The 7,437-nt window shown below is 74.0% G+C and carries 3 protein-coding genes; all 3 read left to right on the plus strand.

Going from position 1 to position 7,437, the window contains the following annotated elements; translation table 11 throughout:
- Positions 1-3,224 (plus strand): DISARM system helicase DrmA (drmA, locus tag AC08OO_RS21330; protein ID WP_476618967.1); only part of this gene is annotated, 3,224 nt, incomplete at its 5' end.
- Positions 3,224-5,152, plus strand: coding sequence for a DrmB family protein (drmB, locus tag AC08OO_RS21335; RefSeq protein ID WP_476611503.1), 1,929 nt, complete (start codon positions 3,224-3,226; stop codon positions 5,150-5,152). The genes drmA and drmB, both read left to right, overlap by 1 nt.
- An 11-nt stretch (positions 5,153-5,163) precedes the next feature.
- Complete coding sequence (locus AC08OO_RS21340) at positions 5,164-7,353, plus strand: HsdM family class I SAM-dependent methyltransferase (RefSeq protein ID WP_476618968.1); 2,190 nt, start codon at positions 5,164-5,166, stop codon at positions 7,351-7,353.
- Positions 7,354-7,437: the final 84 nt, after the last annotated feature.

Raw genomic sequence — 7,437 nt, forward strand, 5'->3', positions numbered from 1 at the left:
GCCCCGGCCCCGGCCCCGGTCTCGGTCTCGGCCCCGGCTCCCCCGAGGGCGGCGCGCCGCTCGCCGGCGCGCCGCCCCTCGACGCGGATCACGAGGATCTGCATCTCCAGCTGCTGTACCGGGGGGAGCGTCGCTACGCGACCGGTCGCAATGTCGCGGTGCATCCGCACGTCCGGCCCGGTGAGCGGTGCGCCCACCGGCTGGAGACCACCTGGCTGCCCACCTACGACGTGCCGGCGACGGTCGCGCCCGCCGGGCCCGGCACGCCGCTGGCCGGGGTCGAACTGGCCATGGACACTCTCGCCGTGGCCGGGCCCGCCGCCCTGCGGCGCGGGTTGACGCCCCTCGCCGACGGTTACGCATCCTGGCTCGACGAGCGCGAGGCCGAGGTCGCGGGCCTGCCGGCGCGGCTGCGCCCGGCCGCTCGCACGGCAATCGGCGACGCCCGCCGAGCGGCGGACCGCATCCGGGCCGGTATCGCCCTGCTCACCGACCAGGACCAGCCGCGCCACCGCGAGGCGCTGGCCGCGTTCCAGTTCGCCAACGAGGCGATGGCCGCCCAGCGCCGGCACACGGCGATCGTCCGGCTGCGCGACGAGCAGGGGCTGGACTACGCGGCGGCCGCCGCTGCTGTGCGGGCCCGGGGCGCGGGGGAGGCCTCCTGGCGGCCGTTCCAGCTCGGCTTCGTGCTGCTCAACCTGCCCTCCCTGACCGACCCGGCGCACCCGGAGCGGGCCGCGGACGCCACCGCCGTCGTCGACCTGCTGTTCTTCCCCACCGGCGGCGGCAAGACCGAGGCCTACCTCGGCCTGACCGCCTACACCTTCGCGATCCGCCGCCTACAGGGGACCGTCGGCACCGGCGCCACGGCCCGCTCCGGCGAGGCCGGGGTCGCCGTCCTCATGCGGTACACGCTGCGGCTGCTCACCGCCCAGCAGTTCCAGCGGGCCGCCACCCTGGTCTGCGCCGCCGAGGTGCAGCGCCGTGCGGACCCGGCGACCTGGGGTGCCACGCCGTTCCGCATCGGTCTGTGGGTCGGCGGCGGGGTGTCCCCGAACCGGTTCGAGGACGCCCGCGACCAGGTCGGCGAGGCGCGCGAGGCCGGCGACGGCAAGCGGGCCAACGTCCTGCAGACCCTGAGCTGCCCGTGGTGCGGCAGCGCGCTCGGGGCCCATACCGACGCCCACGTCGACGAGGACCTCCGCCGGGTGCTGCTGTACTGCCCGAACGGCGAGGGGGCCGACGCCTGCCCGTTCTCCCGGCGGGCGGCGCCCGACGAGGGCCTGCCGGTGCTCACCGTCGACGAGGAGATCTACCGCTACGCCCCGAGTCTGGTCATCGCCACCGTCGACAAACTCGCCCAGCTGCCCTGGCGAGGCGAGGCGGGGATCCTGTTCGGCCGGGTGAGCCGACGCTGTCCCCGGCACGGGTACCGCCACGACGACCTCGACGCCCGCACCGGCTGCGGCGAGCGTCACCACAGCCGCGGCAGGCGGCCCGCCGTGACCAGCGAGCCGGTCGTCCGGCTGCGCCCGCCCGATCTGATCATTCAGGACGAGCTGCACCTGATCTCCGGTGCGCTCGGCACCACCGTCGGCCTGTTCGAGAGCGCGGTCGACGAGCTGTGCACCTGGCTGGTCCCGGCCGGCGCGCTCACCGGCCCGAAGATCGTGGCCTCGACGGCGACCACCAGGCGGGCTCGCGACCAGGTGCTCGGCGTCTTCGGCCGCGGCCTCGCCGTCTTCCCGCCCCAGGTGATCGACGTGACCGATACGTTCTTCTCCCGGCGGGTCCCGGTCACCCCCGCCACCCCGGGCCGGCGCTACCTCGGCGTCTGCGCGCACGGGACGAGGATGAAGTCCGCCGAGATCCGCCTCGCCGAGATCCTGCTCCTCGCCGGCCAGACCCTGTTCGACCGGCACGGCACCCCCGCCGAGCCCTATCTGACCCTCGTCGGCTACTTCAACGCCACTCGCGAGCTCGCCGGCATGCGCCGCTACCTCGACGACGACGTCACCACCCGGGTGCGTACCCACGGCCGGCGCAAGGGGCTCGCCAACCGCATCGTCACCGGCACCGGCATGCTCGCGATCTCGGAGCTGACCTCCCGGGTCTCGTCGGCGGACATCAGCGAGGTGCTGGGCCGCCTGGAGATCCCCTTCGACCCCGAGCTCGACACCTCCGCGCGGCGGGAGGCCGTCGCCGAGAACGTCCGCGCATCGTTCCGGAGCAGGGAGCGGGACCGGCGGGCACCGCACCCCCTCGCCGAGCGCACCCGCGCCCGGAGCAACCAGGACCGGATCCCGGTCGACGTGGTGCTCGCGACTTCGATGCTCCAGGTCGGGGTGGACGTCTCCCGGTTCGGGCTGATGGCCGTGATCGGCCAGCCGAAGAACACCGCCGAGTACATCCAGGCGTCCTCCCGGGTCGGCCGGGACGCCGGCCGCCCGGGTCTTGTCGTCACCCTGTACAACTGGGCCCGGCCGCGGGATCTCGCTCACTACGAGGACTTCGAGCACTACCATGCGACCTTCTACCGGCAGGTGGAGGCGCTGTCCGTGACCCCGTTCACCCGCCGCTCCCTCGACCGGACCGCCACCGGCACGTTCGTCGCCGCCGTCCGGCACGCCGACGAGGCGAACACTCGCAACGTCGACGCCCACGACGTGGACCTCGCCGGTCCGACGGTCAGTGGAGTGATCGACCGGCTGCTGGCCCGCGCCGAGGCCGTCGCCGGGCCGCGCGGCCGGGAGTACCTCGAAGAACGGATCCGGCAGCTGATCGAGAGGTGGGAGCTGACGAGGACGGGCCCGTCCCGCACCGGTTATCGCACGGCCGGGGGACAGCAGCGGGTCACCGGCCTGCTGGAGCCCGCCGGGCACGTCCGCTGGGACGTTCTCACCGTCGCCCAGTCGATGCGGGAGACCGAGCGCGAGATCAACCTGCTGGTGCCCGGCCCCGCCGAGATCTTCACCCCCGCCTACGGCGAGCCGGGCTGGGCGTTCGGCGCGCCGCCGGACGCCGACGGTACCGGTGAGATCGGCAGCAGCGGTGAGATCGGGAGCGGCGGTGAGATCGGGAGCAGCGAGGTGGACGACAGGGACGAGGTGGACTACGAGGCCGCCCCGGTCGGGGACGAGCTGGGGGAGACGGCCTTCGCGGCGGCACGGGCGGGCCGTCCGGCGCGGTCGGCCCGCGCGGCGCTCCCGGGGAGGGGTATCTGATGGTCACGGCGTTCCACCGGCGGGTCGGCGCGGTCCGGCCCAGCCACCTGATGTTCACCAGCGGTGTCGGCGCGCTCGTCGACCTGCCGAACTTCTCCGCGATCGTCCGCGGCGTTGACGACTGGGACTACCGCAACGTCCCCGAGTACCAGCCGATCGTCGAGCCGCGGTTGCTCGCCGCCGTGCGGCGGCTGTACGACCGGGGCGTCACCGAGCTGCGCCCGGCCCCGTGGGCGGAGACCGATGCGGGCGACCGCAGTGGGCAGGGCGCCCGCATCGGCGTGCCCACCGTGCCGTTCCCGAACTGGCTGCGCTGCACCGCCTGCAACGAGCTGGACGTGATCGCCTCCCGCGCGTTCGGGTTCGAGAACCCGTGGCTGACCCGGCCCCAGGACGCCCGCTTCTTCCACGGCACCTGCGGGCGGAAGAAGACCGGCCGCCGGCCGCTCGCGGTGGCGGCCCGTTTCGTGCTCGCCTGCACCGCGGGTCATCTCGACGACTTCCCCTACCCGATGTTCGTGCACCGGGGCGCGCAGTGCGCCAGGGCGAGTCATCCCCGGCTGCGGATGGAGGACCGCGGCGGTAACCTCGGCGCCAACGTCGAGATCCGGTGCGTGAACTGCGACGCCCGGCGCAACATCCGGGAGGCCATGGGTCGTCGCGGTGCGGGGCACCTGCCACGCTGCCGGGGCCGCCATCCCCACCTGGGGACCTTCGCCGATGGCGGGTGCCCGCAGGAGTCCCGCCTGCTCGTCGTCGGCGCCTCCAACCAGTGGTTCGCCCAGACGCTGTCGGTGCTGTCGGTGCCGCGGACCGGCGCCAGTGAGCTGGCGGTCAAGGTCGAACAGCACTGGGAGGTCTTCGAAAAGATCAACAATATGGCGATTCTGGACTTTGCCCGCTCAGTGCCGATCCCGGTGTTCCGTCAGCTGGAGACGTGGTCGAACGCCGAGATCTGGGCCGCGGTCGAGCGGCATCGCGCCGCGATCGCAACCGGCCCGGCCCCGGGTTCCGACGCCGACGGCGAGCGGTCCTACCCGGATCTGCGCACCCCGGAATGGGAGATCTTCTCCTCCGCCGTCCTCCCGGAACCCACCGACGATTTCGCCCTGCGCCGCGAGCCAGGCGGTGTGCCGGCGCCGCTTGCCGGCTGCTACGCCGACGTCGTGCAGGCCGAACGCCTGCGGGAGGTACGGGCGCTGACCGGGTTCACCCGGCTGGACGCGCCCGACCCGGACGACCCCGACCTCGTCATCCGGGCGCCGCTGGCCCGTGGGCCGGCTTCCTGGGTACCGGCGAGCGAGGTCCGCGGCGAGGGCATGTTCCTGCGGGTGCCCGAGGAGATCCTCGGCCCGTGGGCGCGCCGCGTCGCGGACAGTGTCGCGATGCGCGAGCACCGCGACGCCTACAGCCGATTCCGGGTGAACCGCTACTCCGACCGGATCGCCGCGGACTTCGACCCCATGCAGGGCTGGCCCGGGGAGCGCTTCCTCGCCCTGCACACCCTGTCCCACCTGCTTATCCGGACTATCGCGCTGGAGTGCGGCTACAGCTCGGCCAGCCTGAGCGAACGCATCTACGCCGGGGACGACGGCGACCCGCGCGGCGGCATCCTCATCTACACGGCCGTCCCGGACGCGGAGGGCACCCTGGGCGGGTTGGTGTCGCTGGCCGAGCCCGACCAGCTGCTCCGGCTGACCCGCCGGGCCCTCGCCGACGCCCGGCACTGCTCGTCCGATCCGCTGTGCGCCGAGCGGCTGCCGTCGGCGCCCGCCGACTTCCTGCACGGAGCCGCCTGCCACGTCTGCCTGTTCGTGTCCGAGACGACCTGCGAGCGTGGCAACCGCTTCCTCGACCGCCGGTTCGTCGTGCCCCTCGGAGACGAGCCGCAGGACCGCGCCCTCGCCCTGTTCGGCGGGCTGCCGTGAACGGGCTGCCGGTGAAGACCAGCGGCCGGGACACGGCGAGCTCCGCGGCAGACACGGCCACGGTCACCGCCACCGACATCGCCCGGCTGGCCGGAGTCGGGCGGGCCGCGGTCAGTAACTGGCGGCGCCGGTTCGCCGACTTTCCCGCACCCGTCGGGGGGACGTCGACCAGCCCGCTGTTCGCGCTGGCCTCCGTGGCGGACTGGCTCGCCCGGCATGACCGACCGTTCCAGGTCGAGGCGGCCGACCAGGTGTGGCAGCGGATCCGGGGGGCCGTCGATGATCCACGCCTCGGTGAGGTGACCGGCCATCTCGGGGGTTTTCTCATTTATCGTCAGCGGGATCCCGCGGGCGCCACGGCACTGCTCGGGGAGAGCGACGCGGTGGCGGCCGTATCCCTGGAACCGGCGATCGCCCGCGCCGTGCCGGAGCTTCCCGGTGGTTTCCCCGATACCTGGGAGACCGGGTGGGTGGCGATCGCCCGGGTCGCCGCCGAGGCGGCGGACCGGCACGGCCACGCGGAGCTCTTCGACGCGCTGCGCGCCCGCTACCGCGAGGTCTGCTCCCGGCAGGTGGCGGAGCCTCCGCGGGCGGTCGGGGAGCTGATGGTGACCCTCGCCGGCCTGCGCGGCCGGTCGGGGGCCGCCACGGTGCTCGACCCGGCCTGCGGGATCGGCGGGCTGTTGGAGGCCGCCCGGGCCGCGGGGGCGGGCCGCCTGCTCGGCCAGGATGTCAACCCGACGATGGCGCGGGTGAGCGCCGTCGGACTGCTGCTGCGGGGTGGTGACGCGCGGATCGTCGCGGGCGATTCGCTGCTCGCCGGCACCTTCGCCGGGGAACGGGCCGACGCGGTCCTGTGCGCCCCGCCGTTCGGGCAGCGTTCCTGGGGCTACGACGAGCTGCTCGGCGCGCCGTGGTGGCGCCACGGTGTTCCACCGCGGGGGGAACCCGAGCTGGCCTGGGTGCAGTACTGCCTGGCGCACGCCCGGGACGGCGCGCAGGTGCTGGTCATCATGCCGGCGGCCGCCGCGTCGCGCCGTGCCGGGCGCCGCATCAGGGCGAACCTGCTGCGCGCCGGGGAGTTGCGCGCCGTGCTGGGGCTGCCGCCCGGCCTGTTCCCGGCGGGATCGGCCCCGGATCTGTGGGTGCTCCGCCGCGGGGCCGGCCCCGATGCCGGTGCCGGTTCCGATGCCGGTGCCGGCGGGGCCGGGGCGACGCCCGCTCAGGTGCTGCTGGGCCTGGCGCGCGATGAGATCGCCGTCGTCGAAGCGGCCTGGGCGTTGTTCGTCGCCGCTGGCGGGTTCGGCGGCGACACCGCCGCCCAGGCGGACCAGGTGGCCGACGACGCCGATCTGCCGGCGGGATTCCGGCGGATGTGCGTTGCGGACCTCCTCGACGACGAGGTCGACGTGAGCCCGCGACGCTACATCGACCATCCTCCGGAAAGAACCGCTGTCGGTGAGTTTCCCGCGGTCGGTGAATTCCCCGCTGTCCGGGAGGATTTCCTGGCGACGGTGGCCTCGTTGTCCTCGGCGGTTCCCCTCCTGACCCCACCGAGGGAATCCGGACCGGCGGACCGGCCGGCTTCGTTGAGCGTCACGTCGAGCGTCACGATCGGTGAGTTGGCAAAAGCCGGATCGTTGACGATCCTGATGGCCCCGTTGCAGACCAGGGCCGGGGTCGGTGACCTGCCGTTGCTCACCGCGGGCGATGTCCGGCATGGGCGGGGCCCGTCGAGCCGGACGGAGGAACTGGCCGGAATGCTCGTTCTCCGGCCCGGCGACGTCGTCTGTGTGACGGCGTCGGGGGAGACCACGGCCCGAGTCGTCGAGGACGCGGGCGCCGTTCTCGGGCCGCGGGTGGTGCTCCTGCGGGGCGATCCCGACCGGCTCGATCCGTACTTCCTGGCCGGGATCCTGCGGGCGGCCGGCCATCGGGCGCACGGGCGATCCGGTGGTGGCGCGGATGCCCAGGCCGCCTGCCGCTCGGGTGGATCGTCGCCGCGCGCCGACCCGCGGCGGGTCCGGATACCGGTTCTCCCGCTGGCCGAACAGCGTTCCCGGGGGCTCGACTTCCAGCGCCTCACGATGGTCGAGAAGTCGCTGCGCAACGCGGTGGAACTGGCCGGGACCATCGTCCGGCTCGGTCATCTCGGAATCGCCGACGGAAGCCTGCGGGGCGGGGAGACAGGTGCCGGGTAATGACACCCCTGCCCGGTACACAGGTCCGGCCGAAGCCTTCTCCTGGTGACGCTGAAGGCGGCGCGGTGCAGCCGGGATCAGCAA

Source organism: Frankia sp. CeCAU1 (genome assembly GCF_977971845.1).